Raw genomic sequence first — 24,399 nt, 5'->3', positions numbered from 1 at the left:
CGACGGTTAGGCCGATAGCAAGCCGAAGAACGAGTTTTTTCCGGCGCCCCCCGGCAGGCCGATCGGCCGCTTCCGAAGCGTTCACCGCCGCCAGTGGCCAGTTGGTCCGGGTGCGGGCGTCGCGTCGACCTTCCCGGATGAATGGGGACCGGGAATGAAGGGGGGGGCGAGGAAATCCCTTTCGATGCCGCGACGAAGTTCTGCCTAGGTTCATTCCGACGGGCTAGGGGCGCGCGCCATGCTTTCCAAACTGGCTCGCCTCGTCCGGCCTGGCGCCGAAGCGTCCCCTCCCCCCTCGATTCCCGATGGCCGCCGTGTCTACGCGATCGGTGACGTGCATGGTCGCCTCGATCTGCTGCGCGAACTGGCGCGTGCAATCGAAGCGGACGATGCCCAGCAGGAGCCCGCGCAAACCACCGTCATCCTGCTGGGGGACCTGATCGATCGCGGGCCCGACAGCGCGGGCGTGATCGCCTTCGTGCGCAACTGGAAGGAGCGGCGCGATGTACGGGTTCTGATGGCCAACCACGAGCAAATGTTGTTGCGTGCGCTGGAATCGAAGGAGGTGCTGCGCGAATACATGCGCTATGGCGGTCGCGAAATGCTCCTGAGCTACGGAGTGGACCGGGACGACTACGACGCAGCAACGAACGACGAACTTCTCGCCATGCTTCCGCAGGTCCTACCGGAGGCCGATCTCGATTTCATACGCGGCTTCGAAGACTGGATTGCGATCGGAGATTATCTGTTCGTCCATGCCGGGATACGTCCGGGGGTACCGATTGAGGAGCAATCGGGCCGCGAATTCTACTGGATCCGCGAACCTTTCCTGTCGCATCGAAAGCCCCATTCCCACATGGTGGTGCACGGCCACACGATCACGGATCGCGTCGAGATACGCTCGAATCGCATCGGGATCGACACCGGCGCCTATGGCAGCGGGCGATTGACCGCGGTGGCGCTCGAAAAGACCGATCGGCGTTTCGTCGCAGCCGTCGAGGATGCCGTCGACGGCACGATCGCAATCGAGCATAACGAGACCGAGATGGCTTGAGTGCGGCTAGCAAACCACGCCTCAGGTCCGAGGTTGGACGGAATACATTGGCTCGACGGGCCAAAGGTGACTAACGGTGACGGAATGAAACTCCCTGTTACAGCCCCTGTTCTCCTTGCCGCGGCCGCGGCCCTCATCGCCGTCCCGAGTTTGGCGCAGACCGACACCTCGCGAGCCGTCGATCCGGAGGTCGAAGGTGGAGGAACAAGTTACCTCCTGCCTGCCGTTGCAATCGCCATCGGCACGGCTGTCATCGTCTTCGTCGGCGACGATGTTGGCGATGATCCCGTCAGCGCCTGACCGTCTTCAAGACTAGAATTGCGAATTCTGCGACGGGTCGCCCTTACTGGCGAGCGTGACACCAGAAACATCAAGAATGCATGACATGGCTGGCCCCGATCCTCAAATCTTGTTGCTGCCGCGCTATTCGGATCTCGGACCGAGCAGCCGCCTGCGCATGAGCCAGTTTGTTCCGGCGCTGCATGCAGCCGGTTTCGACACCCAAACCAAGCCCTTCTTTTCCGACCGTTACCTCGAGCGGTTCTTCGCCCATGGCCGTCAGGGCAAGGCCGAGGCGCTGCGGTCGGTGGCGCGGCGTCTCGGCACCCTGTCGCGCAGCACTGCGGATGTTTTCTGGATCGAAAAGGAGGTCTTTCCGTTCCTGCCAGCCATCGCCGAGCGGCAGGTTTGGGGCGGCCGCACACCCTATGTGCTCGACTTCGACGATGCAATCTTCCACAATTACGACCAAAGCGGATCGGCAGTGATACGCGCTCTGCTGGGCGACAAGTTGCGGCCGCTGATTGCCAACAGCGCAAGCGTGATCGTGGGCAACGAGTATCTCGCCGACTACGTTGTCCGGGCAGGCGCTCGAGACGTCGCGATCGTTCCGACGGTTGTGGACCCGGCGCGGTACCCGATAAAGGCCCCGCCAGACGATGGATGCATCCGCATCGGCTGGATCGGAACCCCGCGAAATGCCCGGTATCTCGCACCGGTCGTCGCGGCGCTCAACGGCCTTGCCGACCGTCTCCCGCTCAGGCTGGTCACCATCGGTGCGAATGGGATCGAAGGGCTTGCGATCCCTCAGGACAATCTCGTTTGGTCCGAAGAGCAGGAAGGCGAATTGCTGAGCGGCATCGATATCGGCGTGATGCCGCTTCCCGACAACCCGTTCGAACGGGGGAAGTGCGGTTACAAGCTGATCCAGTATATGGCAGCTGGAAAGCCGGTGATCGCATCGCCGGTAGGCGTGAACAGCCGCATCGTGACCGATACGGTGGGGCGTCTGGCCAGGGATACGCGCGCATGGAGCGATGCGATAGAGGAGCTCGCAGGCGATGCCGATCTGCGGCAAAGGATGGGTGCCGCCGCGAGGTGCAGGGTGGAGGATGAATATTCGATCGCAGCCGCAGCTCCGGTGATCCTGCGAAAGTTCGGCAATATACTGGGCAACGGAGGAAAGGTGGCCTGATGCGGATCGCGATGATCACCAGCGGGGCATCGAGCATACCGAACTTTCGGGGACCGCTGATCCGATACCTGTGCGAGCGCGGGCACGAGGTGATCGCGATGGCGCCCGACTGGACCGACGATCTGCGCGCGCGCACCCGCGCGGCCGGTGCGGAGGTCATGGACATATCACTCGATAGGGCCGGGATTCGGCCGTTTCGCGATGCGGCGGACCTTTGGCGTCTCAAAAGGCAACTTGCCGCAAGCAACGTCGATGTGGTTCTGTCGTATTTCGTGAAACCGGCGATCTTCGGATCGCTGGCAGCGCGAGCTGCCGGGATTCCCCGGCGCGTCGCGATGATCGAGGGGCTTGGCTATCTCTTTACCGAGGATGGAGAGCGCGCCACCTTGAAGCGCAAGATGCTGAGCGCGGTCGCCAAGGTGCTATTCCGGCTCGGATTGCGGGCAGCCGACCGGGTGGTTTTTCTCAATCGAGAAGACGCGGCATTGTTCGCCGACATGCGGCTGGTGGAACCCGCCAAGGTCGCGATGCTCGGCGCGATCGGCGTCGATCTGACGCAGCTTAGGCCGACACCGGCCCCGGTTTCGCCTGTCACCTTCCTGATGATGGGCCGTTTGCTTTGGCAGAAGGGAGTGCGCGAATACATCGCCGCGGCGCGAAAGGTCCGCTCGGTGCATCCGCAGACCCGGTTCGTGCTGCTGGGCGATCGCGACGCGAATCCGACCAGCGTGGGACTGGAGGAGCTGATCGGCTGGGTCGATGAAGGGGTCATCGAATGGCCGGGCCACGTCGACAACGTGCCCGAATGGGTCGCCGGGGCGAGCGTCTTCGTCCTGCCGTCCTACTATCGTGAGGGCGTGCCACGCAGTTCGCAAGAGGCCGCCGCATTGGGCCGCGCGATCATTACCACGGATTCGGTCGGGTGTCGCGAGACGGTGCAGGACGGTCGCAACGGGTTTCTGGTTCCGGTCCGCTCTCCCGATGCATTGGCGGAGGCGATGACGCGCTTTGTCGAGCATCCTGACCTTATCGTCAGCATGGGTGCCCGCAGCCGCGAATTCGCAGAAGAGCGCTTCGACGCGCGTGATTGGAACCGCGCGATGACCGAGCTCCTGATCAAAGAACAAGCCGGCGAGGCGACCCGATGAGCGCGGCGAGCGTCGATATCGTCATCGTGAACTGGAACGCTGGCCCGCTTCTTCGGGAGTGCGTGACCTCGATTTCCCGCGAGGCAGGGGATCTGGCAGCGAGCGTGGTCGTGGTCGACAATGGTTCGACCGATGGGTCGGCCAGACTTTCGGACGATGGATTGCCACTGATCATCGACAGGGCGGGTAGCAATCTCGGCTTCGCGCGAGCCTGCAATCGCGGCGCGGCGCGCGGCAGCGCTCCTTACCTCCTGTTCCTCAATCCCGACGCACAGATCGGCCCCCGTAGCCTTCACCACGCCGTGGAGCACTTGGAGTCCGAGCGAGGCACCTCGGACGGCATTTGCGGCGTTCAGCTATTGGGTGCGGACCACGAGGTTCAGCGGCACTGCGGCCGGTTTCCGACCGCGAGCACGCTGGTCGCGACCGCTCTCGGCTTGACCTCGCTCGCGCCCGGCATATTCCGTCCGGTCATGTTGGGCGAATTCGACCACAGATCGAGCAGGCATGTCGAGCACGTCATCGGTGCCTTTTACCTGATCCGGCGGGAGGTGTTCGAAAGTCTGGGCGGCTTCGACGAACGCTTCTTCGTCTATCTCGAAGATCTGGACTTGTCGCAACGTGTGGCTCAGGCCGGCTGGGGGACCTATTACCTGGTCGGAGCGCCGAGCTTGCATGTCGGTGGCGGAACGAGTTCGCAGGTCAAGGCGCACCGCCTGTTCTATGCCAACCAGAGCCGGCTGGTTTACGCCTTCAAGCATTTCGGCCGCGTAGGAGCCTGGGCAGTCGCCGCTGCGACACTGATTGTAGAGCCGTGGGTCCGCCTGGCGCGCTCGGCGGTGCGCGGCAGCCGCGCCGATGCAGTCAACACGTTGAAAGCATACCGGATGCTGTGGGAAGCGCTTCCACGGGTACTGGCGAGCAAGGATCGGTGAGCGATTTCCCCCCTCTTCTCTGCGTAGCGTGCCGCCGGGGCACGATCGCCCAGCAAGATCCGCTCCGTTGCGACCAGTGCGGCGTGGTATACCCGCGCAGCGGTGGGCGTCCGGTTCTTCTGCGGCCCGACAATCCGCTGTTCGCTCCAGCCATCTATCGCGATGATGGTCCCGCACCGGCACCCCCTCGCGGCGGGCGCCGGATCGCGCCGGACCCTTCCGTAAACATGGCGGGCAAATGGGTTCTCGACCGGTTGCGAGGCCTGCTGCCAACCGCGGGTACGGCCACCGTAGTCGTAGTCGGCGGAGGCACCCAGCGGGCCGATCTCGACCGTCTCTTGTGCCGCGATCGCGACGTCCGGATTATCTACACAGACATCGATGTTCGTGCCGATGTCGACATATTCGCCGATGCGCACGACTTGCCGTTCCAGGATGCCAGCGTCGATGCCGTGGTCACCACCGCGGTGCTCGAACATGTCATGTATCCCGAGCGGGTCGCGGCCGAAATCGCGCGTGTGGTGAAGGTGGGCGGTCACGTCTATTCCGAGCTTCCCTTCATGCAGCAGGTCCACGAAGGCGCCTACGATTTCACGCGGTATTCCGCGGTTGGACACCAGCGTCTCCTCAGGGAATTCACCCCTGTCGAATGCGGCCTTGTTGCCGGGCCGGCTACCGCGCTCGTTTGGGCGCTCGAACACTTTTTCCTTTCGTTCGCGCCGGGGCGGCGGTCCCGGCTGGTCACGAAGGCCGCCGTACGATGGGTCTTCGGCTGGCTGAAATACATCGACTACCTGATCCGAAACCGGCCAGCGGCGCTGGACGGGGCGTCTTGTACCTATTTACTGGGCGAGAAGGCCGGCGTCCCCAGGTCGGACGAGGCCATCGTCGCAGCCTATGCCGGAGCGCAGAGCCTCTCGCATGACTAAACCGTGCAAATACGCTCGCATCCGCTCGAGTTCGGACATGGCTTCGCGGCGCTGGGTTATGGAGCCCGCGCGATGACGATCGCGATCACGGGCGCCGGCGGGTTCGTCGGAAGACATTTCGTCGCGGAATGCGAGGCGCGAGGCTATCCCGTGCGCCCCTTGGTGCGCCGCGCACGCGGACCGGGCGACACCGAAATCGGCGATATCGCCGCTCCACCCGACTGGGCAGCAATCCTGGCGGGGTGCGACACCGTTATCCATGCCGCGGCACGCGTGCATCAGATGGAAGACAGATCCGCCGATCCCCTCGCGGATTATCGCAGGGTCAACACCGAGGCGACCGCAGCGCTGGCGCAAGGAGCCGCGCGCGCAGGCGTTCGTCGCATGGTGTTTCTCAGTTCGATCAAGGTGAACGGAGAGTCGACCACCCGGGGGCGACCATTTCGCGCCGACGACCGGCCATCGCCGGAAGATCCCTACGGGGTGAGCAAATGGGAAGCCGAACAGCGGCTCGCGGAAATTGCGGCGCGAAGTGGTCTGGAGGTGGTGATTGTCCGCCCACCGTTGGTATACGGGCCCGGCGTCGGAGCGAATTTACATCGCATGATGCGTTGGCTATCGCGTGGTCTGCCGCTGCCCCTGGGTGCGATAGACAATCGCCGCAGTCTGATCGGGATAGGTAACCTCTGCGACATCCTTCTGACGATTGCGACGGCTCGCGACGTGGCCGGGAAAACATTCCTCGTCAGCGACGGCGACGATGTTTCGACGACAAGGATGCTGCGCATCTTGCGCGATGCGCTCGGGTCGCGAAGCGTGCTGCTACCCGTTCCGCAAGCCCTCCTTTCGAAGACGCTCGGGGTGCTTGGCGGGCGAAACCTGGCCGATCGGCTCATCGGAGATCTGCAGATCAGTTCCGATGCCACGAACCGGCATCTGGGCTGGCGCCCGCCCCACACGGTGGAAGAAGGCCTCGCGCAGACTGCCGCCGCGTTCGTGGCAACGAACACATGAATCGCGCCGCCGATCTCGTCTTGGCGCTCGCCCTCGCGATGGTGCTTATCGTTCCGATCGCTATAATCTCAGGCTTTGTCGCCGCGACCTCGCGTGGGCCGATCCTGTTCTGGTCGCAACGGATCGGCCAGGGCGGCAAGCCGTTCGCAATGCCCAAATTCAGAACGATGCGGACGGGCACGCCGGTGGTTGCGACTCATCTGCTGCAGGATGCGCGACAGGCGCTGACCCCGATCGGGGGATTTCTTCGCAGTACAAGCCTCGACGAATTGCCCCAGCTCTGGAGCATCCTGCGCGGGGACATGGGGTTCGTCGGTCCCCGCCCCGCACTGTTCAACCAGGACGATCTCATGGAATTGCGGCGCGCTGCGGGGGTGGATTTATTAAGGCCCGGTTTGACGGGCTGGGCCCAGATCAACGGCAGAGATGAACTGTCGATCGAAGAAAAAGTGAAGTTCGAGAGCGAATATCTGAGGCGCAAGGGAATGCTGTTCGATCTCAAGATCATCTTCCTCACCGCTCTCAGGGCGCTCGGGCGCAAGGGTGTTTCCCATTGAGCAATTTTCTCAGACATAAGATGGACAGGCTGGTCGGGGAGCTGCTTGCCCTGCCCAGAGTGGTCAAGCAAACCTTGGCCTTTCTTCTCGATTCGGCAATCATCGTCTGGTCGGTCTACGCTGCCCTCTATCTACGGCTTGGGGTCTGGAGAGTCCCCACCGGGGACATGGTGTGGGCAGTCTTGTGCGCGCTTCTCATCGCCATACCGCTGTTCGTGACGGGCGGGCTATACCGCGCGATCTTCCGCCATGCGGCCCTGTCTTCCGCGCTTCTCCTCGCACGCGCAGGATTGGTCTACACGGCCCTGTACAGCCTGATCTTCACGTTCTGGGGGCTTCCGGGCGTTCCGAGGACGCTGGGCATCATCCAGCCGATCATCCTGTTTATCGGTATCGGTGCGAGCCGCGCCTTCGCGCATTACCTCCTCGGCCAGCGTTACCGGCGGTTCGACGGGACGGCGTCCCCCCCGGCGGTCGTGATCTACGGGGCGGGCGATACCGGTCGTGCATTGGCGCGTTCCTTGCGCATCAATCGGGATGTTCGGGTGGTCGGCTTCATCGATGACGACGCATCGCTGTATCGCGGTCATATCGAGCACCTGCCCGTGCTGTCCCGCAAGCACCTCGACGGGCTGATCGAGAAGCACCAGGTCGCCGAAGTCCTGCTGGCCCTGCCCTCTGCGACACGGTTGCGCAGACGCGAGATCGTGAAATGGCTGAGCAAACGTCCAGTGGCCGTTCGCAGCGTCCCCGCCCTCAACGATCTCGCCAGCGGCAAAGTCCTGGTCAGCGAGATCCGTCCCATCGTCATCGAAGACCTGCTTGGCCGACAACCCGTCGAACCTGACTGGGAGCTTCTCAAGAGGCCGATCGCAGGTCGATGCGTTCTCATCACGGGCGCGGGCGGCTCGATCGGAAGCGAACTCGCGCGTCAGATCCTCGCGCTTCAACCCCACTCCATGATCCTGGTCGAAGTATCCGAAGCCGCGCTTTATCAGATCGACAGGGAGCTCAGGACTGCGGAAGCCCATGAACGGACCAAGATCGTTCCGATACTTGCCTCGGTGAGGGACAAGGGTAGGCTGGATTCCATTTTCGGCCAGTACAGGCCGGATACTGTCTTCCATGCCGCCGCCTACAAGCATGTCCCCCTCGTCGAAGCGAACTATCTCGAAGGCATGAAAAACAACTTCCTCGGGACGAAGAACGTCGGCGAAATCGCGGTGCATCATGACGTCAGCGATTTCATTCTCATTTCCTCGGACAAGGCCGTCAGACCGACGAATTTGATGGGTGCATCGAAGAGGTTGGCGGAGCTGGCGATCCTGGCTTTGGTGGACAGATATCCGGATATCCGGTTCTCGTCGGTCCGGTTCGGCAATGTCCTCAATTCCACCGGGTCGGTGGTCCCGCTGTTCAAGGAGCAGATCGAGGCGGGCGGCCCGGTGACGGTCACGCATCCGGAAATGACGCGCTACTTCATGACCATTCCCGAAGCGGCGCAGCTCGTTCTCCAGGCGGCCGCCATGTCGCAGCGCGGTGGCGACACGTTCCTGCTCGATATGGGCAACCCGGTTCGCATAGGCGATCTTGCCAAGCTGATGATAAAACTCTCGAATCTTTCGGTCATGAACCGCGAGAAAACGTCCGGCGATATCGAGATATCCTACGTCGGCCTGCGGCCCGGAGAAAAGCTGTACGAAGAACTTCTGATTGGCTCGCAGTCGGAAGAAACCGAACACCCCCGCATTTTCAAGGCCAACGAACCTCTCGATCCAGCTATCGATCTGGCCGCTAAGCTAACCGCTCTCGAAGCCGCGCTCTTGAACAGCGACGAGGGCGAAGTGATGGCGATCGTGAAGGAAGTCGTCGAAGGTTATCAGCAGAGTGGAGCGATAGCGGACGTCGAGTGCGGCACGGCTTCGCAACCGACCTGATCGACCCGTTCTCGACGGGACGCATCAATCCCGCACCAGCGCGCGCAGCGCCTCGACCCGGTCGGCCTCGTGGACCGGCTTGTCCCAGCGGATGCGGTGGATGCGGGGGAAGCGCATGGCGAGGCCGCTCTTGTGACGCTTGCTCTCGTGGACGCTGTCGAACGCCACTTCGAACACCAGGCTCTTGTCGGTTTCGCGCACCGGGCCGAAGCGGTTGACGGTGTTGCTGCGGACATGCCGGTCGAGCTTCTTGAGCTCCTCGTCGGTGAAGCCCGAATAGGCCTTGCCCACCGGCAGCAGTTCGGCGCCTTCGTCGGGATCGCCGTCCCAGCAACCGAAGGTATAGTCGGAAAAGAAGCTCGAGCGCTTGCCGCTGCCGCGCTGGGCATACATCAGCACGCAGTCGACCAGCAGCGGATCGCGCTTCCATTTGTACCAGTAGCCCACGCGCCGGCCGGCGATGTAGGGGCTGTCCCTGCGTTTCAGCATCAGCCCCTCGATCGCATCGTCGCGGCTGCCTTCGCGGATCTGCGCGAGATGCTCGAAATCGCGCGCCTCGACCACGCGGCTGAGGTCGAAATGCGTGTCCGGCAGACGTTCGATGAGCTGTTCCAGCCGCTCGCGACGGGCGGTCCAGGGCAGTTCGCGCAGATCCTCGCCTTCCAGCAGCAGCACGTCGTAGAGCCGGACGAAGGCGGGCGCCTCGGTCAGCATCTTCCTGCTCACGGTCTTGCGGCCCAATCGTTGCTGCAACGCATTGAAGCTCGCCGCGCCGCCTTCTTCTCCGCCCTGGTGAGCGCCGCGCACCAGGAGTTCGCCGTCGAGCACGGCGGGAAAAGGCAGCACGTCGAGCAGCTCGGGGAAGGTTGCCGAAATATCGTCGCCCGAGCGTGAATAGACGCGAGTCTCGTCTCCGGCACGCACCAGCTGCACGCGGATGCCGTCCCACTTCCACTCCGCGGCGTAGTCGGCGAGATCCACCACCGTTTCCTCGAGCGGGTGGGCGAGCATGAAGGGGCGGAAGGTCGGCAGATTGGCGATGTCCGGCGGCGGCTTTCCATGCGCCGCCCAGTCGAACAGTTCCGGATAGGGCGGCTGGAGCCCGTGCCAATATTCCTCCACCTCGTCGACGCCCACCTCGAAAGCCTGGGCGAAGGCTGTCTTGGCGAGGCGGCTGGAGACGCCGATCCGCATGCCTCCGGTAGCAAGCTTGAGCAGCGCGTAGCGGCCCGAAGGGTCGAGCCGGTCGAGCAGGCCGGGCAGTTCGGCGAACACGCTCTTGCGGTTCATGCCGGAAAGCATCGCGACCGTTTCGGAAACGGTGGGTGGCGAGGGATCGGTTGCCGGCGATGGCCACAGCAGGCTCGCCGTTTCCGCCGTGTCGCCGACGAAGTCGCGGCTGAGCGTCCACAGGACTGGATCGATCCGGTCCTTGAGCAGATTGCGGATGGTGGAACTCTTCACCGCGGGAAAATCGAGACCGTCCGAAAGCGCCGCCAGCGCCCATCCCCGGTCCGGGTCCGGCGTCGCGCGCAGGTATTCGGCGATCAGCCGCAGCTTCTCGTTGCGGCTGCGGGTGTAGACCAGCGCATCGATCAGGGCGGCGAATTCTTCCACGCTACCTGCCCCGCCTAGTCATCTTCGTCCTCGTAGCCCACCATCGCCAGCGCGCGGGCGCGGCGCTGGGTCAGCTGGCACCAGCGCAGCAGCGCATCCTCGCGGCCGTGGGTGATCCAGTTTTCCTGCGCGCCGACCTCCTCGATGGTGCGGGTGAGCTCGTTCCAGTCGGCATGGTCGGAGATGACCAGCGGCAGCTCGACATTGCGCTGCCGCGCACGCTGGCGCACGCGCATCCAGCCCGAGGCCATCGCGGTGATGGGATCGGGTAGGCGGCGGCTCCAGCGGTCGTTGAGTGCGGAGGGCGGGCAGACGACGACATGGCCGCGGATGTCCTCCTTCTTGTAATCCATCACCATCCGCAATTCGCCCAGATCGACGCCGTGGTCCTCGTAGAGCCGGCACATCTTCTCCATCGCGCCGTGGAGGTATATCGGCGCGTGATGCCCGGCAGCGCGCAGCTCGGCGATCACTCTCTGCGCCTTGCCCAGCGCATAGGCGCCGACCAGCACGCAACGGTCGGGATGCGCGGCCAGCCGATCGAGCAGCTTGGCCATCTCCTCTGCGATCGGCGGGTGCGTGAAGACGGGCAGGCCGAAGGTCGCCTCGGTGATGAAGATGTCGCAGGGAGTCACTTCGAAGGGAGGACAGGTCGGATCGGCCCGGCGCTTGTAGTCGCCGGTGACGATCACGTGTTCGCCCGCATGTTCGAGCAGGATCTGCGCGCTGCCGAGCACATGACCCGCCGGAATATAGGTCGCATCGACCCCGCCGGGCAGGCGGATCGTCTCGCCATATTCGACCGGCGTCGCGCCTTCGCGGGTGTTGTAGCGGAGGTCCATGATCGCCAGCGTTTCCGGCGTGGCGACGGTCTGGCCGTGTCCGCCGCGCGCGTGGTCGGCATGACCGTGCGTGACCAGCGCGCGGTCGACGGGGCGCGAGGGGTCGACCCACGCGTCGGCCGGGACGACATGGATGCCCCACGGTTCGGGTTTGATCCAGGAGAAGGGGGCGGCCGCCATCCCCGATTCAAACAGGTGGGGGCCGATGCGTTCCCGCGTGGAGCGTGCCCCGTTCCCCTCAGCGCCTCACGAGGCGGTGCGGAAGCGTTCCAACATCCGCTTGAGCGTCGGCTTCTGCCCGGTCGCGAGCAGGCTGGCGCGGAACAGCCGGCCGATGAAGACCATCTCCAGCGCGATGGTGACGGCCAGCAGCGCGCCGGTGCCGAACAGCACCCATGTCTCGATCCCCATCCCCAGACGCGCGAGCACCGCAAAGGGCGTCCATAGCGGGACCCAGGTCAGAACCTGCACGATCAGCTCCTCGCGCCCGGCGATCACCGCCTGGAGCAGGAAGGTGATCGGCAGCAGGATCGCGAGCAGGACGGGCATCATGTAGCCCTGCGCCTCGCTCATCGAATCCACCATCGCTCCGATCGCGACGAACAGCGCCGAGATGAGGACATAGCCGGCGATGAAGAAGTAGAGGATCGCGAAGATGATTCCGGGCGAGGAGACCGGCTCGAGCGCGGGGCGGATCATGTCCGAGATCACCCCTTGCGTCGCATAGGCGGCCCCCGCCGCGCAGCCGGCCCAGACCGCTATCATGAGCAGCCCGACGGTCAGCGCTCCCAGCAGTTTGCCGTACATCAGCTCTTCGGGCGTGATGCAGGCGAGCAGGCTTTCGAGCAGCTTGTTCGACCGTTCCTCGACCGATCCCTGCAGCATCCAGCTGCCCGACAGCATCAGGCTCATCATCAGGATATAGGCGAGGGCGAGCGGGACGATGGAGCGCACCAGCAGCGCCTCGCGCGCTCCCCCGCCGGGCGGCGGCGTGGTTACGGAGATGGCGGGCGCGGCGGTCTGGATCGCGGCGGCCTCCGCCCCGGAAATGCCGCGCTCGGCAAGCAGCCGGGTGCGCAGGTCGCCGGTCAGCACTTCCTGCATAGTGGTGACGAAGCTCGCGCGCGGCTGGTTCGCCGAATAGAGGCCGATGCGCGGATCGGCGGGATAATTCGCCCCCACGAGGACGACGATCTCGGGCGCATCGTCGCTGTCGCTGTCGAAGAGGCCCTGAGCGGCATCGGCGAAAGCTTCGCCCCCGAGCCCATCGAGCTGCGCCGGTTCATCCACGAAGGCATAGGTTGGAGGATCGGCCTCGAACTCCGGGACGCCCTCGGGCTTCACCGAGTCGATCTTCTCCAGCGCGCCGTCCACGCCGCCCGCCTGGCGGAAGCCCACGACGTCGGCGGGCGTGTACCAGCGATCGTGCTGTGCCCAGGGCGCCTGCGGATCGGCGGCCTCGAGATCGTAGCGCTGGACGTAACGCGACAGGCTGCGCAGCGTTTCCCTGTCGTCCTCGAAGGCGAAGCGGGCTTCGAGCGCTGCGGCAGCACTGCCGCCCGAGCGATCGATCACCGCGACGCGGGTCGCCTCGTCATCCTCGAGTGTCTCGCCCAGGATCGGCCCCAGCGCCAGCGCCACCGGCAGGATCAGCAGCGTCAGCCAGAAGCTCTTCATCGCCAGGATCTGCTTGAACTCGCGGCGTGCGACGAGGAGGATATTGTTCATCATTTCTCCACTCCCTCGCCGCCGACGAGCTGGACGAAGACATCGTGCAGGCTCGCGCGCCGCTCGTCCCACCGGCGCAGGGCGATGCGGCTGGCGGTGCAATGTTCGAGCACGGCCCCGGGCGCCACGCCGGGGTCGAGCTTCACGTCCCATTCCTGCCAGCCCTCGGCGGGCTGACCCAGCGGCTTGGCCGAAGCGACGCCGGGGAGCTTGTCCATGTCGGCCTGCGCCATCGCGACGAGGCTGGCGGGCAGTTGCGCGCGCGCTTCCTCCAGCGTGCCTTCGAAACGCTTGCGGCCCTTGCGCAGCAACAGCAGCCGGTCGCACAACCGCTCGGCATGCTGCATGACATGGGTCGAGAAGACCACCGCCGCGCCGCGTCGCGAGGCGCGCAGGATTTCCTCCTCGAGCAAGCCCTGGTTGACCGGGTCGAGTCCGCTGAACGGCTCGTCGAGCATCAGCAAATCGGGCTGGTTGACCAGCGAGGTGGCAAGCTGGACCTTCTGCGCCATGCCCTTGGACATGTCGCCGATGTCGCTCTTGGCCCTATCGCCGAGGTCGAAACGGCTGAGCAGTTCCATCCCGCGCTGACGTGCCGTCGCGGCATCCATCCCCTTGAGCCTGCCGAAATAGACGATGGTGTCGATCGCGCTCATGCCGGAATAGAGGCCGCGCTCTTCGGGCAGGAAACCGATCGCGGCGGCGTTGCGCCGGTCGGGTGCACTGCCGAGCACCGAAATAGTTCCGGAAGTCGGACGGATGATGTCGAGCACCATGCGCAGCGTCGTGGTCTTGCCCGCGCCGTTGCCGCCCAGGAAACCGAAGATTTCCCCCGGCGCGACGGCGAAGGACAGATCGTCCACCGCCAGCACATCGCCGAAGCGCTTGGTGAGATCCGTTACTTCGAGAACCGCCATCGACCCCGCCCCTGATGCGTGATCGAGGGGCCTATGGGCTGCTGGCCACGGAAACAAGGCCGGTGCGGACCAGGACGCGAAAAGGGCCGACGAACGCCGGCCCTTCCGCTCGTGTCCGCAAGGACCGATCCGTCAGTTCTTGACGTCGTCGCCAGCGCCTTCGCTGGCGTCGGCCTCGGGCTTCTTTCTGGGCGCCGCCTTCTTCTTCGGCGCTTTCTTCGCCCTTCCCTTGGGCGGAGCCGGGGTCAGCTCGAAGCTCGGCTTGCCGTCCTTCATCGTCACCGAAACCTCGCCGCCATCGGCGAGCTTTCCGAACAGCAGTTCCTCCGCGAGAGGTTGCTTGATCCGTTCCTGGATCAACCGGCCCATCGGGCGCGCACCGTAGAGCCGGTCGTAGCCCTTGTCGGCGAGCCAGGCGCGGCTTTCCTTGTCGAACTGGATGTCGACGTTCTGTTCGGCCAGCTGGAGTTCGAGCTGGAGGATGAACTTGTCGACCACACGTGCAACCGTCGACTTGCCCAGATAGGCGAAGGGCACGATCGCATCGAGGCGGTTGCGGAACTCGGGGGTGAACATGCGCTTCACCGCTTCCTCGCTCGCATCCTCCTTGCTGACGTCGCCGAAGCCGATGCCGCTGCGCGCCATGTCGGCGGCCCCGGCATTGGTCGTCATGATCAGCACGACATTGCGGAAATCGACCGTCTTGCCGTGGTGATCGGTCAACCGGCCGTTGTCCATCACCTGCAGCAGGATGTTGAAGAGGTCGGGGTGCGCCTTCTCGATCTCGTCGAGCAGCAGCACGCAATGCGGGTTCTGGTCGACCGCATCGGTCAGCAATCCGCCCTGATCGTAGCCGACATAGCCCGGAGGCGCGCCGATCAAGCGGCTGACCGAGTGGCGTTCCATATATTCGGACATGTCGAAACGCTTGAGTTCGATCCCCATGATGCTGGCGAGCTGACGCGCGACCTCGGTCTTGCCGACGCCGGTGGGGCCGGAAAACAGGAAGCTGCCGATCGGCTTGTCCGGATCGCGCAGGCCGGCGCGGGAAAGCTTCATCGCGGTGGACAGCTTTTTCACCGCCGCGTCCTGACCGAACACGACGTGCTTGAGGTCGCGCTCGAGGTTTTCGAGTGCCTTCTTGTCGTCGGCACTGACCGATTTGGGCGGGATGCGGGCCATGGTCGCGATCACCGCCTCGATCTCGCGCGCGGTGATCTTCTTCTTGCGGCGGCTGGGCGGCACCAGCATCTGCATCGCGCCGACTTCGTCGATCACGTCGATCGCCTTGTCGGGCAGCTTGCGGTCGTTGATGTAGCGCGCCGACAGCTCGACGGCGGTCTTCAGCGCATCGGCGGTGTAGGTCACCTTGTGGTGATCCTGGAACGCGGTCTTGAGCCCTTTCAGGATCTTGATCGTGTCCTCCACCGTCGGTTCGTTGACGTCGATCTTCTGGAAGCGCCGCAGCAGGGCGCGGTCCTTCTCGAAATGATTGCGGAATTCCTTGTAGGTGGTCGACCCGATACAGCGGATCGCGCCGCTCGACAGCGCCGGCTTGAGCAGGTTGGAGGCGTCCATCGCCCCGCCGCTGGTCGCACCCGCGCCGATGACGGTGTGGATCTCGTCGATGAACAGGATCGCGTGCGGCATGCCTTCGAGCTCGTTCACGACCTGCTTCAGCCGTTCCTCGAAATCGCCGCGATAGCGCGTGCCGGCGAGCAGCGCGCCCATGTCGAGCGAATAGATCACCGCTTCCGACAGGACGTCGGGCACCTCGCCCTCGACGATCTTGCGGGCGAGGCCTTCGGCGATGGCGGTCTTGCCCACGCCCGGATCGCCGACATAGAGCGGATTGTTCTTCGACCGGCGGCAGAGGATCTGCACCGTCCGGTCGACTTCGGGACCGCGGCCGATCAGCGGATCGACCTTGCCGTTCTCCGCCTTCTTGTTGAGATCGACCGTGAACTGGTCAAGGGCGGTTTCCTTCTTGCCCTTGCCGCCGTCCTTCTCGTCGGCTTCAGGCTGCGCATCCTCGGCGCCCTGTGCCGGCTTCGCCTCGAGCTGCTTGCCGCCCTTGCCGATGCCGTGGCTGATGTAGCTCACCGCATCGAGCCGGCTCATGTCCTGCTGCTGGAGGAAATAGACCGCATAGCTGTCGCGCTCGGAGAACAGGGCGACCAGTACGTTGGCACCGGTAACCGTGTCCTTGCCGGAGGACTGGACGTGAAGGATCGCCCGCTGGACCACGCGCTGGAAACCGGCGGTCGGCTGGGGATCGGCCTCGTCGTCGGCCTTGAGCTGCTGGTATTCCTGCTCGAGATACTGGCGCACCGCCGCGCCCAGCTCGTCGATGTCGACGCCGCAGGCACCCATCACCTGGGCCGCATCCTGATCGTCGATCAGGGCGAGCAGCAGATGTTCGAGCGTGGCATATTCGTGGCGCCGTTCCGAAGCGTCGGCGAGCGCCTGGTGGAGGGTCTTTTCGAGATTGGCGGCAAAGCTGGGCATTCAGGGACTTTCGTGATGTCGGGCCGGGGATCGACCGTAGCGGGCACTGTCGGAATCGAACGCGGTGCTATCGCTATCTTGAACGAAGATAGGAAGCATTGCGGCGATTTCGAGGCGGGGTCCGCGGCGATCGGATCGAAAGCCCCGCATCGGCCTATTCCTTGCGTCCGAACAGCGCGTCTGCCGCGTCGCGATGGGCGGCTGCCTTGAGCCGGTGCTTTTCGACCCGGGCGATCTCGTCCTCGAGCAGACGAATGCGATCCTGGAGTTCGTCCTGGGAATAGGGTCCGAGATCCTCGGCGGCGAGCTTGCTCGCGGCATCGCCTTTCGGGCGCGGCAGATCGTCGGCGTCCATCGATGCGCATTCTCCCGCCGCGCGTCCTTGCTGTCAATTGCGGCGCGCGTTACACGCGCCTCTCTTTTTCGGGGAGTTGCATGGCCGACACGCTGCCGCAGACCATGACCGCGATGGGTTTCGATACCCCCGGCGGACCCGACGTGCTGCGTCCCGAGACGCTCCCGGTGCCCGAACCCGGCCCGGGACAGGTTCTGATCCGGGTCAGCCATGCCGGGGTCAACCGGCCCGACGTCATCCAGCGCACGGGCTTCTATCCGGCACCGCCCGGGGCCTCACCGATCCCCGGGCTCGAGATCTCGGGAACCGTTGTCGCCACGGGGGAAGGGGCCGCTCCCGAACTGCTCAACCGGAAGGTCTGCGCCCTGGTTACCGGGGGCGGATATGCCGAATACTGCCTCGCCCGCGCCGAACATTGCCTCCATGTCCCGCGCGATATGGCGATGGCGGAGGCGGCGGCGGTGCCCGAGACGCTGTTCACCGTCTGGCACAACGTCTTCGAGCGCGGCTGGGCGCGCGACGGCGAGACGCTGCTGGTTCACGGCGGAACCAGCGGCATCGGGACCATGGCGATCATGCTCGGCAAGGCCTTTGGGCTGAGGGTCGCGGTGACCTGCGGCAGCGAGGACAAATGCGCCGCCGCCCGCGAGATCGGTGCCGACCTCGCTATCAACTACAAGCAGCAGGATTTCGTCGAGGAGGTCCGCGCCTTCACCGAGGGGCGCGGGGCCGACGTGGTGCTCGACATGGTTTCCGGCGAATACGTCCAGCGCAACCTCGACTGCCTGGCCGAGGACGGGCGCCACGTGACCATCGCCGTGCTCGGCGGGATGCAGGCCGAGATCAACATGGCCAAGCTGATGTCGCGCCGCCAGACGATGACCGGCTCGACGCTGCGGGCCCGGCCCGACGAGTTCAAGGCGCTGCTGGCGGACGAGATCTACAACCACGCCTGGCCGCTGTTCGAGGATGGAACGATCCGGCCGGTGATGGACGAGATTTTCCCCCTTTCGGAAGCCGGCGCGGCCCATGCGCGAATGGAGGCGGGCGACCACATCGGAAAGATCGTACTGGCGATGCCCGGGTTCGAATCGGCCTGACTCCGAACCGTCGCAAAGACGCGGATCGGTAACCGCGCTGTGAATCCCCTGTAACATTGGTGCGCCATGGCATTCTCCAAGTCGGATGGAGCGAATGCCATGACCGAACTGCCGAAAGACCTTTCCGAATTCACCAATGTCGCCGGGTTTCCGCCGATCGAGGCGTCCATTCCCGAACGGACGATCGGCGAGCGGCGGCGTTTTCGCACGATCTGGATCAGCGATGTCCATTTGGGCACCAAGGGCTGCAATTCGCAGCTTCTGATCGACTTCCTTGACCACACCGACAGCGAAACCATGTACCTGGTCGGCGACATCATCGACGGTTGGCGGCTGAAGAAGAAGTTCTACTGGCCGCCCGAACACAACGACATCGTCTGGCGAATCCTCAAGCGTGCCAAGCGCGGCACGCGGATCGTCTATATCCCGGGCAATCACGATGAGATGGTGCGGCCCTTTTCGGGAATGAACTTCGGCGGCGTTGAAATTCGCCGCGCGGCCTTTCACGACACCGCCGACGGGCGGCGGCTGATGGTGCTTCACGGCGACGAGTTCGACACGATCATGCTCGCGCACCGCTGGCTCGCCTTCGTCGGGGATGCGCTCTACCATTTGATGATGCAGTTGAACGGCTGGGTCGCGGCGGCGCGCAAGGCGCTGGGCCTGCCCTATTGGTCGATCTCCAAGGCGGCCAAGCATAAGGTCAAGAACGCGGTCGAATTCATCTCGAAATACGAGGAGGTCGTGGCCCGGGCCGCGGGCGAGCGCGGGGTCGACGGCGTCGTCTGCGGTCACATCCACACCGCCGAGATCCGCAGCTTCGAACACGAGGGCCGCCCGGTCGCATATTACAACGATGGCGACTGGGTCGAAGGCTGCAACGCGCTGGTCGAACATTTCGACGGACGGATGGAACTGCTTCACTGGCCGGACGAGATGGCGCGCCGCGAGGCCGAGCAAGCCCTCGACACCGCGCACAAGGCCGGGCTCGCGAAAGCCGCGTGATGCTGATGCAACCTGTCGCGGGGGCCGAAAAGTGCCGTTCGCAGCCGCGGCGGATCGCAATCGTTACCGATGCCTGGCTGCCCCAGGTCAACGGAGTGGTCCGCACCCTGACCAGCACCTGCAACCTGCTGCGCACGCAGGGCCACGAAGTCATGGTCGTCTCGCCCGACCGGTTCGCGAGCATGCCGTGCCCGACCTACCCCGAAATCCGCCTGGCGGTCACCCGGCCCGGGGCCGTCGCCAGGCTCTTGCGCGACTTTCGCCCCGATGCGATCCACATCGCGACGGAGGGCCCGCTGGGCATGGCGGCGCGAGGCTACTGCCGGAGGCGCGGAATCCGCTTCACCACCGCCTTCCACACGCAGTTTCCCGATTACCTCGCCAGGCGCACCCATCTGCCCGCGCGCTGGTTCTGGCGCTATATCGAATGGTTCCACAAGCCCGCCCGGCGGGTTCTGGTGGCGACCGAAAGCGTCAGCGAGGAATTGCGCGGTCACGGTCTCGATCGCCTCCATCGCTGGAGCCGCGGGGTCGATCTGGCCAGTTTCTCGCCCCGCGCTGCCCCGCCTGCCGAATATGCCGATCTGCCGCGCCCGATACAGCTCTACGTCGGCCGGGTCGCGGTGGAGAAGAACATCGAGGCATTCCTCGCCGCGGACTACCCCGGAAGCAAGGTGGTGGTCGGAGACGGACCTTCGCTGGCAAGCCTGCGCGCCCGTTTTCCCGACGCTCATTTCGCCGGGCGGAAGTCGGGTGCGGAACTGGCGGGTTACTACGCCGGGGCGGACGTCTTCGTGTTCCCCAGCCGCACCGATACGTTCGGCCTGGTCATGATCGAGGCGCTGGCCTGCGGCACCCCGGTGGCCGCCTTCCCGGTCGCCGGACCGCGGGACATCGTCACCGAGGCGACCGGGGCGCTTTCGGAAAATCTCGAGCGCGCCATCGACGCGGCACTCTATTGCGACCGCGACCAATGCGCCGCCTACGGTGCGACCTTCAGCTGGGAGGCGGCGACCGGCCAGTTCCTCGACGGCCTGGCCGAGGCCGAGCCCGCCGCCGCCTGACGAGGCAGCCTGAAGACTTGCCCGCAGGCGGGTTTGCGCCTAGATCGTCGGGATGACGGCCGCTCCGCGAGGGGCGGCCCTTCTATTTTCGACACCCAGATCAAGGGCAATTCCATGGCCGACCAACCCAAACCGCTGATGCCGCATGCGACCGCCACCTGGCTGGTCGACAACACCGGCCTGTCCTTCGATCAGATCGCCGAATTCTGCGGCCTCCACATCCTCGAAGTCCAAGCCATGGCGGACGATCTGGCGGGTTCCAAATACACCGGTCGCGATCCGGTCCATGCCGGCGAGCTGACGCAGGGCGAGATCGCCAAGGGCGAGGCGGATCCCTCCTACACCCTGACGATGCAGCGCGCGCCGGTGGCGGTCAGCCGCACCAAGGGGCCGCGCTACACGCCGGTGTCCAAGCGTCAGGACAAGCCCGATGGGATCGCCTGGCTGCTGCGCAACCATCCCGAAGTGTCCGACGCGCAGATTTCCAAGCTGATCGGCACCACCCGCAACACCATCGGCGCGATCCGCGACCGCACCCACTGGAACATCCAGAACATCCAGCCCAAGGATCCGGTGACGCTGGGCCTGTGCTCGCAGCGCGAGCTCGATGCGGTGGTCGCCAAGGCGGCCAAGAAGGCCGGGATCGAGGATGCCGCTCCGGTCGTCGAGAGCGGCAGCGATCGCGACCGGCTGATCGAAGAGCTGCGCGCCGAGCGCGAGGCGAACGAGAAGGCCGCCGCCGAAGCTGCGCAGGAAGCCGAAGCCGCCGCCTGGCTCGAAGCCAAGCGCGCCGAGGAAGGCAACTCCGACACCTGACGGCCATGCCCCGCGGGAGACGCCTTTCCCACCCTTTTTCCTTGGCGGTGGGCTTCGGATCGGCCATGCCACTGACATGGCTGTCAGTAAGCGCTTCCCACCCGCGCCCGAACGATACGGGCATGCCAGTCCGTGGAATTCCCCGGTCCGGCCCGAACCGCTCCCGGCGATCTTCGCGCGTCAGGCCCGCGAACGGCCCTCGGCGCGGCTGGTCGAATTCCTCGGCCGCGATTTCACCTATGCCGAAATCTTCGCGGAAGCCCGACGTTTCGCCGCCGGGCTGATCGAGCGCGGGATCGCGCCGGGCGATCGGGTCGGACTGTTCCTGCCCAATGTGCCGACCTATATCGCCGCCTATTACGGAGCGATGATGGCCGGCGCCGTGGTGGTCAATTTCTCGCCGCTCTATTCGGTCGCGGAATTGAGTCATCAGGTCGAGGATTCGGGCACGCGGCTCCTGGTTACACTCGATTCGCCGATGCTGCTGCCGAACGCGGTCGCGGTGCTCGAACGGTCCTCGCTCGAAAGCGTCGTCGTCGCGCAGCTGTCCGCGATGCTGCCGCGGGTGAAGAGCCTCGCCTTGCGAACGCTCGGCCGCAAGCAGATCGCGAGCCTGCCGCGACGGGACGATGTCTTCCGCTGGAACGAGTGGCTGTCGAGCGCCGCGCCGGACCTGCCGGATGTCGCGGCCGACGATCTCGCGCTGCTGCAATATACCGGCGGGACGACCGGTACGCCGAAGGGGGCGATGCTCACCCACGCCAATTTGTCGAGCAACGCCAAGCAGGTCGACATGATCGACCCCTTCGATCGCGACGAGCCGGATATCGTCCTCGGCGCGCTGCCGATGTTCCATGTTTTCGCCAATACCTGCGTACTCAACCGCACCGTGGTGAAGGGCGGGGCGATCGTCATGCTGCCGCGCTTCGAAGCGAAGCAGGTGCTGCAGGCGATCGACCGGGGTCGCCCGGTCGCCTTCCCGGGGGTGCCGACGATGTTCCAGGCCCTCCTCGAACACGAACACTTCGCCCGGACCGACTGGTCGTCGCTCAAGATATGTATTTCCGGCGGCGCGCCGATGCCGGGCCCGGTCCGCGAGAAATTCGAGGCGGCGACCGGCGTGCGGCTGGTCGAAGGCTACGGCCTCACCGAAAGTTCCGGCGTGGTCTCCACCAATCCCTACGAGGGGCTGCGCAAGCCCGGCACGATCGGACAGCCGATCCCGGCGACGCAGGTCATGCTGCTCGACAAGGAAGACCCCACCCGGCTCGCGCCAGACGGCGAGCCGGGCGAGCTCGTCGTGCGCGGCCCGCAGGTCATGCAGGGGTACTGGAACCGCCCGGACACGCTAGCGAGCGCCTTTGCCACCTACAACGGCGAGGGCTGGCTGCGCACCGGCGACGTCGCGACGATCGACGAGGACGGCTTCCTCGCCATCGTCGACAGGATCAAGGACATGATCGCGGTCGGCGGTTTCAAGGTCTTCCCGAGCGAGGTCGAGAACGCGCTGCTGCGCCACGATGCGGTGCGCGAGGTGCTGGTGATCGGCGTGCCCGACGACTACCGGGGCGAATCCCCGCGTGCCTATGTCACGCTCAATCGCGGGTTCGCGCCTACCGGAGACGAGCTGCGCGACTGGCTGAACGCCCGCGTCGGCAAGCACGAAAGGGTCGATGCGGTGGTGATCCGCGAGGATCTGCCCAAGACCATGATCGGCAAGCTCGACCGCAAGGCCCTGAGAGCCGAAGTCCTGCCCGGCTGATCAGCTCGCCAGGGTCAGGCTGGGCTCGGAGGGCCGCGCTTCGCCCGATTCTTTGGCGACACGCTTCTCGACCCGCGGACTGAAGCGGCCTTCCACCTGGGCGCCCTGCTCGATCGTCAGCGCGTCGTAATGGACATCGCCGTCGATCCGCGCGGTCTTGAGGATGACGAGTTCGCGAGCCTTGATCGAGCCGGTCACCTTGCCCGCGAGCCGCGCGCTCTCCGCCTCGACTCCCCCTTCGATGACGCTGCTTTCGCCCTGGACCAGCGCGGTGCAGGCGATGTCGCCTTCCACCGAACCGTCGATGTGGAGGTCGGACGAGGCGCTGATGTCGCCCTTCACGGAAATGTCCGATCCGAGGACCGAGAAGGTCGAATTGCCGGAATTGCGGGTGGCCATGGCTCTGAGCGTGTCCGGATCAGCGACCGGAGAGCCGAGGGGCGCGGCGGATTTCTTTGAGAACATCGGGAGCCTGTTCGAGAAAAGTGCGGGGATTGACGGCGCGGCCGTCGATGCGAACCTCGAAATGGAGGTGCGGTCCGGTCGAACGGCCGGTGCTGCCGATCGCTCCGATCACCGCGCCGGGCAGCACTTGATCGCCGGGCTTCGCAGCGAAGCGGGACATGTGGGCGTAACGAGTCGTCACCCCGTTCCCGTGTGCAATTTCCACTGTCTTGCCATAGCCGGATTTCCACCCGGCATAAGTCACGCGGCCCTTGGCCGCGGCGTGGATCGGGGAACCGACCGCGCCCCTGAAATCGAGGCCCTGATGCATCGCCCCGGTGCCGGTGAAGGGGTCGCGCCGGAAGCCGAAGCCGGACGAAATGCCCGCCAGGCTCGCCGGCAGGAATTGCGGAACGCTCTCCAGCCCCTGCTCGAGCGCGCTCATCCGCGCGAGGCTGAGGCCGAGGCGTTCGAAACGCGGGTCGACGAACTCGTCGTCGAGCAGCGGTTCGAGCGGACCGCCCATCGCCTGGCGTTCGGCGTTGCGGGTGATCTCGGCCGGGTCGAGACCCAATTGGCGCAGCGCGTTTTCGGCGCGGCTGGCGCGACCATCGGCGAAGCGGGTGAGACCTTCGGCGAAGGCCAGCTGGCGGGCTTCGATCCGTGCCAGCGCCGCGGCTCCCGGCAACGCCATGCCGACCTTGTCGATCGTCTCTGCCGCTTCGCTGCGCGAGTCGCCGACATGCGAATCACTCTTCACGTCTTCGGGAAGCGAGGAAAACGCCGCGTCGAGGAAGTCCTGACGCTGCTGGAGATCGCGCGTGACCGCATCGATATCGTCGCGATAGGCTTCCAGCCGGTGCTCGGACTTGGCGACGCTCGCTTCGCGATCGAGCAGCGAAGCGCGGTCGGCGGAGGCGCGGTATTGCTGCCAGCCCATCGCGCCGAGCGAGACGCCCCACGCAAGGAGAGCGGCGACACCGAGGCCCGCCGCGGTCATCTGCAGGCGCGAGGAAATCGTCAGGAAGCGCACCCGGCCTTCGGATCGCATGAAGAGTTCGCGTTCGGGGAACCATCCCCTGACGCGCGCGATCCAGCCGCCTGTGGCGTTGTTTTCAATGGTCAATGCGACCCCCCGGTCCCGTCGGCTTGTTGTCCTGTTGCAGGCGGCCGTATCGAATGTTCCTATCTCA

22 protein-coding genes are annotated in these 24,399 nt (G+C 65.1%); 14 read left to right on the top strand and 8 right to left on the bottom strand.

Annotation, left to right across the window (positions count from 1 at the left end; all coding sequences use genetic code 11):
* Window positions 1-238: 238 nt before the first annotated feature.
* The 9 genes from ACGHN1_RS00485 (at window position 239) to ACGHN1_RS00445 (ending at window position 9,048) form a co-directional block, all read left to right on the top strand.
* Window positions 239-1,054 (top strand): metallophosphoesterase family protein, encoded by an 816-nt coding sequence (locus tag ACGHN1_RS00485; RefSeq protein ID WP_390547378.1) that lies wholly within the window; start codon window positions 239-241, stop codon window positions 1,052-1,054.
* 150 nt (window positions 1,055-1,204) lie between these two features.
* Window positions 1,205-1,354 (top strand): hypothetical protein, encoded by a 150-nt coding sequence (locus ACGHN1_RS00480; protein ID WP_390547376.1) that lies wholly within the window; start codon window positions 1,205-1,207, stop codon window positions 1,352-1,354.
* An 85-nt stretch (window positions 1,355-1,439) separates the two neighbouring features.
* On the top strand, window positions 1,440-2,528 hold the full coding sequence (locus ACGHN1_RS00475) for a glycosyltransferase family 4 protein (protein ID WP_390547374.1): 1,089 nt from the start codon (window positions 1,440-1,442) through the stop codon (window positions 2,526-2,528).
* Window positions 2,528-3,676, top strand: a complete 1,149-nt coding sequence (locus ACGHN1_RS00470; protein WP_390547372.1) for a glycosyltransferase family 4 protein — start codon at window positions 2,528-2,530, stop codon at window positions 3,674-3,676. Before ACGHN1_RS00475 ends, ACGHN1_RS00470 begins: the two co-directional genes overlap by 1 nt.
* Window positions 3,673-4,611: a glycosyltransferase family 2 protein gene (locus ACGHN1_RS00465; protein ID WP_390547370.1), complete on the top strand. Its 939-nt coding sequence runs from the start codon at window positions 3,673-3,675 to the stop codon at window positions 4,609-4,611. The genes ACGHN1_RS00470 and ACGHN1_RS00465 overlap by 4 nt, the downstream gene beginning before the upstream one ends.
* A gap of 227 nt (window positions 4,612-4,838) precedes the next feature.
* On the top strand, window positions 4,839-5,540 hold the full coding sequence (locus tag ACGHN1_RS00460; RefSeq protein ID WP_390547368.1) for a class I SAM-dependent methyltransferase: 702 nt from the start codon (window positions 4,839-4,841) through the stop codon (window positions 5,538-5,540).
* A gap of 72 nt (window positions 5,541-5,612) precedes the next feature.
* A complete protein-coding gene (locus ACGHN1_RS00455; RefSeq protein WP_390547366.1) occupies window positions 5,613-6,554 on the top strand; it encodes an NAD-dependent epimerase/dehydratase family protein in 942 nt (313 codons plus the stop codon).
* A complete protein-coding gene (locus ACGHN1_RS00450) occupies window positions 6,551-7,111 on the top strand; it encodes a sugar transferase (RefSeq protein ID WP_390547364.1) in 561 nt (186 codons plus the stop codon). Before ACGHN1_RS00455 ends, ACGHN1_RS00450 begins: the two co-directional genes overlap by 4 nt.
* A gap of 20 nt (window positions 7,112-7,131) precedes the next feature.
* Entirely contained in the window at window positions 7,132-9,048 is a 1,917-nt protein-coding gene (locus ACGHN1_RS00445; RefSeq protein WP_390547362.1) for a polysaccharide biosynthesis protein, read from the top strand.
* A 24-nt stretch (window positions 9,049-9,072) separates the two neighbouring features.
* On the opposite strand, the gene ACGHN1_RS00440 is transcribed toward ACGHN1_RS00445, so the two are convergent.
* From ACGHN1_RS00440 to ACGHN1_RS00415, 6 genes are all read right to left on the bottom strand, one after another.
* Window positions 9,073-10,665, bottom strand: coding sequence for a cisplatin damage response ATP-dependent DNA ligase (locus tag ACGHN1_RS00440; protein ID WP_390547361.1), 1,593 nt, complete (start codon window positions 10,663-10,665; stop codon window positions 9,073-9,075).
* 14 nt (window positions 10,666-10,679) lie between these two features.
* Window positions 10,680-11,687 (bottom strand): ligase-associated DNA damage response exonuclease, encoded by a 1,008-nt coding sequence (locus ACGHN1_RS00435; protein WP_390547359.1) that lies wholly within the window; start codon window positions 11,685-11,687, stop codon window positions 10,680-10,682.
* A 66-nt stretch (window positions 11,688-11,753) separates the two neighbouring features.
* Window positions 11,754-13,238 (bottom strand): ABC transporter permease, encoded by a 1,485-nt coding sequence (locus ACGHN1_RS00430; protein WP_390547357.1) that lies wholly within the window; start codon window positions 13,236-13,238, stop codon window positions 11,754-11,756.
* Window positions 13,235-14,152, bottom strand: a complete 918-nt coding sequence (locus tag ACGHN1_RS00425; RefSeq protein ID WP_390547355.1) for an ABC transporter ATP-binding protein — start codon at window positions 14,150-14,152, stop codon at window positions 13,235-13,237. The genes ACGHN1_RS00430 and ACGHN1_RS00425 overlap by 4 nt, the downstream gene beginning before the upstream one ends.
* Before the next feature lie 132 nt (window positions 14,153-14,284).
* On the bottom strand, window positions 14,285-16,660 hold the full coding sequence (gene clpA, locus ACGHN1_RS00420) for an ATP-dependent Clp protease ATP-binding subunit ClpA (RefSeq protein WP_390547353.1): 2,376 nt from the start codon (window positions 16,658-16,660) through the stop codon (window positions 14,285-14,287).
* A 154-nt stretch (window positions 16,661-16,814) separates the two neighbouring features.
* Window positions 16,815-17,015: a DUF1192 family protein gene (locus ACGHN1_RS00415; RefSeq protein ID WP_390547351.1), complete on the bottom strand. Its 201-nt coding sequence runs from the start codon at window positions 17,013-17,015 to the stop codon at window positions 16,815-16,817.
* Between the two features lie 80 nt (window positions 17,016-17,095).
* Here ACGHN1_RS00415 and ACGHN1_RS00410 point away from each other — a divergent pair, with 80 nt between their 5' ends.
* From ACGHN1_RS00410 to ACGHN1_RS00390, 5 genes are all read left to right on the top strand, one after another.
* On the top strand, window positions 17,096-18,115 hold the full coding sequence (locus ACGHN1_RS00410; protein WP_390547349.1) for an NAD(P)H-quinone oxidoreductase: 1,020 nt from the start codon (window positions 17,096-17,098) through the stop codon (window positions 18,113-18,115).
* Window positions 18,116-18,214: 99 nt separating this feature from the next.
* Window positions 18,215-19,120 carry a UDP-2,3-diacylglucosamine diphosphatase gene (locus ACGHN1_RS00405; protein ID WP_390547347.1) on the top strand — a complete coding sequence of 302 codons (906 nt, stop codon included), beginning with the start codon at window positions 18,215-18,217 and terminating at the stop codon, window positions 19,118-19,120.
* Window positions 19,120-20,184, top strand: a complete 1,065-nt coding sequence (locus ACGHN1_RS00400; RefSeq protein ID WP_390547345.1) for a glycosyltransferase family 4 protein — start codon at window positions 19,120-19,122, stop codon at window positions 20,182-20,184. The genes ACGHN1_RS00405 and ACGHN1_RS00400 overlap by 1 nt, the downstream gene beginning before the upstream one ends.
* A 114-nt stretch (window positions 20,185-20,298) precedes the next feature.
* Window positions 20,299-21,000, top strand: coding sequence for a DUF1013 domain-containing protein (locus tag ACGHN1_RS00395; protein ID WP_390547343.1), 702 nt, complete (start codon window positions 20,299-20,301; stop codon window positions 20,998-21,000).
* A gap of 76 nt (window positions 21,001-21,076) precedes the next feature.
* Window positions 21,077-22,762, top strand: coding sequence for a long-chain fatty acid--CoA ligase (locus ACGHN1_RS00390; RefSeq protein WP_390547341.1), 1,686 nt, complete (start codon window positions 21,077-21,079; stop codon window positions 22,760-22,762).
* Here the strand turns inward: ACGHN1_RS00390 and ACGHN1_RS00385 are convergent, their stop codons facing one another.
* Entirely contained in the window at window positions 22,763-23,161 is a 399-nt protein-coding gene (locus ACGHN1_RS00385) for a polymer-forming cytoskeletal protein (RefSeq protein ID WP_390547339.1), read from the bottom strand.
* A 19-nt stretch (window positions 23,162-23,180) separates the two neighbouring features.
* Window positions 23,181-24,332, bottom strand: coding sequence for a peptidoglycan DD-metalloendopeptidase family protein (locus ACGHN1_RS00380; protein WP_390547338.1), 1,152 nt, complete (start codon window positions 24,330-24,332; stop codon window positions 23,181-23,183).
* Window positions 24,333-24,399: the final 67 nt, after the last annotated feature.

It is taken from the genome of Qipengyuania sp. MTN3-11 (genome assembly GCF_042851825.1).
Classification (GTDB): domain Bacteria; phylum Pseudomonadota; class Alphaproteobacteria; order Sphingomonadales; family Sphingomonadaceae; genus Qipengyuania.
The sequence above is the reverse complement of the archived record's forward strand: the minus strand, read 5'-3'. Positions and strand labels throughout refer to the sequence as shown.